The organism is Solemya elarraichensis gill symbiont (assembly GCF_002021095.1).
Taxonomy (GTDB): Bacteria; Pseudomonadota; Gammaproteobacteria; order Chromatiales; family Chromatiaceae.
Genome location: NZ_MPRK01000230.1, coordinates 1 through 2,700, shown reverse-complemented (window position 1 = coordinate 2,700; position 2,700 = coordinate 1). Strand labels below are relative to the sequence as shown.

Genomic DNA, 2,700 nt, shown 5'->3' with positions numbered 1-2,700 from the left:
CAGATTCAAATCAAGAGCCGAAAGCCTGATTCGATGAAGTAACTTGGCCGGTATTACAGCAGCTGCAATCGCAGCGATCATTTTAGGAGAATAGTTATGTTTTCAGTAAAAAAACTCACCGCTGCAATCCTGCTTGCATCAATGGCTGGTACAGCTATTGCTGAGCAGACCAGAGAGGGTGATTTGGATAAAGGCCTTATGGCCATAAGCAAGACCTTGAATGACGGTCTTGACGCTTTGGGTCCTCCTCCAGATGAAGGGCCTTGGACAGAGTATAATAAGCGTAGGTCGCCGATTCTAAACAGGTTTTATAGGCAGAAGGATGCACTTTTGAAAGCTTATGAAGCTGCAGATCATCCGGCGATGACCGCCAATAAGGAGAGCGACCATGATAGAATCAATAATAGGCCTCCTAATCAAAAAAAGGGATGGATATACAAATACAAGGCGACTAAGGTCGAGAGAATTGAATAATGAATTTAGGTCAGCTGGGACAACTGGGACAGTTAGGCAGGGTTGGAGGCATCCCTGTTGACAAATACGCAATAGGCTCTCACAAGCCCAAGCTCGTCTTCGACTTCGATAATGCGTACTACCGCACTGGTGGAAGCGAGACAGGCTTCCCAGCAGCGATAACCCACGCTTCTACCTCTCTTTCCACGATGGTGGACAGTGATGGCAAACTGAAGTGGTGTCCGCATAACATCGCCCTGCATAGTGAGACATTTGATAATGCATGGTGGGATAAAATATACGGCGGCACGGGCTCTACCCCTACTGTAACAGCCAAAGCCGGAACAGCCCCGGATGGAACTGAAACAGCAGACAGGATACAGTTTGATAAAGGCGCAGGCACGGCATCAGGAGACTATTCTTTAGTTGGTAAAACTTCTATTGATACTGACGTAGCACAGCACACCTTCAGTGTGTTTGTTAAGTCTAATACGGGTTCTGCTCAAAATGTAATGATCTATTGCAGTGATCTGTCTGTAGTAGTCTTGGAGCAGTCAATAGGTCCAACCTGGACGCTTATGACCGTCACCAACGATAGTGATGGTAAGTTCGCAATACAGATTGGAGCGCGTGACTCGGCGACTTATGGAGGCGATGATACACTAGACATATTAGTATGGGGCGCACACCTCTACCGTTCAGACCTCGGCGGCATGGTAGACAACCCTGACCGGTCAGACTCTTACGTCCCCACCACCACAGCAGCAGTCTATCTCCCTCGTCGTGGACACCATATTTATGACTTCAGGACTTCATCATGGGTGAATGAAGGGGTGTTGGTTGAGACTGATGCCAGGATGAATCTTGCCCTGCAGTCTGAAGACCTGACAACCACATGGACGAAAGGCGCAGTAACCATTGATTCAGCAGTAGAGACTATTAATGGGCTTTCTTTTGACCGCTTGAGTGTGGATGCAGACGTCAATAGGCATGAAGTTTTCCAGTCTGTTGGTGCGTTATCAGACCAGAACTATTGTGCTTCAGTATTCGTCAAGGATGATGCGGCGAAGTATGCATTTATCCATTATTTTTCTCACGTATCAGAAGCATTTGTTACTGCCGTATTTGACTTAATAACAGGGACGTTAGTTGAAACGAACTCTGTGGGTGCAACTATAGCCCTTTATGGAATAGAGGATTACGGTTCAGGTGTTTACCGTATTTTTGTCTCAGGACAAACTGGCGGAGGCGCAAACGGTTATTTCATTTTTGGCTCAAGTAATGGCACAGGCATTTCATACTCAAAAGGTCGTCCGATTTATCTGGGTGTAACAGGTGAGGATTTGTTATTCTCAGGGGCGATGCTGGAAGCAGGCGCAACCCCATCAAGCTACATACCTACTACCTCTGCAACCGTCACTCGCGCAGCAGAAACCTTACATGAAAACGCAGCAAGCATTCCATACTCAAGCAGCACAATGAGCTGGTCGCTTGATTTCAATCTCATCTACGCAGATACAGGCTCGGCTACAGAGCAGACGCTATATGACTGGAGTGTTGATTCAGACAATCGCATTGCTGTCACGCTAGATACCAGTGGTGCGGACAGAGACGTTATCACTTTGACAGTGGTGAATGCCGCCTCTTCAGTTTCCGTATCAACAACAGTAGAACGAACACCGGGAATTAATCAGGCAGCAAAGATTGCATGGAGAGTCACTACCAGCGAGATTAATATCGCACTGAACGGAACCGCTGAGACTGCGGTCTCCAATACAGCAGGTATTCCTGGTCTAGCGGCGGCTGATGCTGCTCTTGGCGATATGGTTGTTATTGGAGAAAGACGGCAGTGGGATGCTGATCTCGGCGATTTAGGCATTGAGGGGGCTTCAACTGATGAAGCGCTGGAGTTATTTTGATGAGGTTGGTGCATGATGCCAGTGGATTGGTCCGCCTGGACGGTGTAAATTGATCAAATAATGATCAGTTAAAATGGTGTCCGTGCCTCGAATTCGAGTAAAAATTGGAATTCCGGCAAAGAATCGAGATATGCCATGATATATTGGGAATATTCGAGGCGCCCTTAAGTCCGTCATTTCCCATATTTGAGTGAAGACATGAATCCCAGAAAAATATTGTCCATGCTGCTGCTCTGCATACTGAGCAGTAGTTTTATGCTCGGCTCGCTCCATGCGAAAGAGCATGACTACCTCATTTCGATCTCAGCTGAGATCCAGGAAGAACAAC

2 protein-coding genes are annotated in these 2,700 nt (G+C 47.1%); both read left to right on the top strand.

Features of this window, described 5'->3' with window-relative positions:
• The first annotated feature begins 96 nt into the window (after positions 1-96).
• On the top strand, positions 97-474 hold the full coding sequence (locus BOW51_RS09455) for a hypothetical protein (RefSeq protein WP_078477504.1): 378 nt from the start codon (positions 97-99) through the stop codon (positions 472-474).
• Entirely contained in the window at positions 474-2,372 is a 1,899-nt protein-coding gene (locus tag BOW51_RS09450) for a phage head spike fiber domain-containing protein (RefSeq protein ID WP_078477503.1), read from the top strand. Before BOW51_RS09455 ends, BOW51_RS09450 begins: the two co-directional genes overlap by 1 nt.
• Positions 2,373-2,700: the final 328 nt, after the last annotated feature.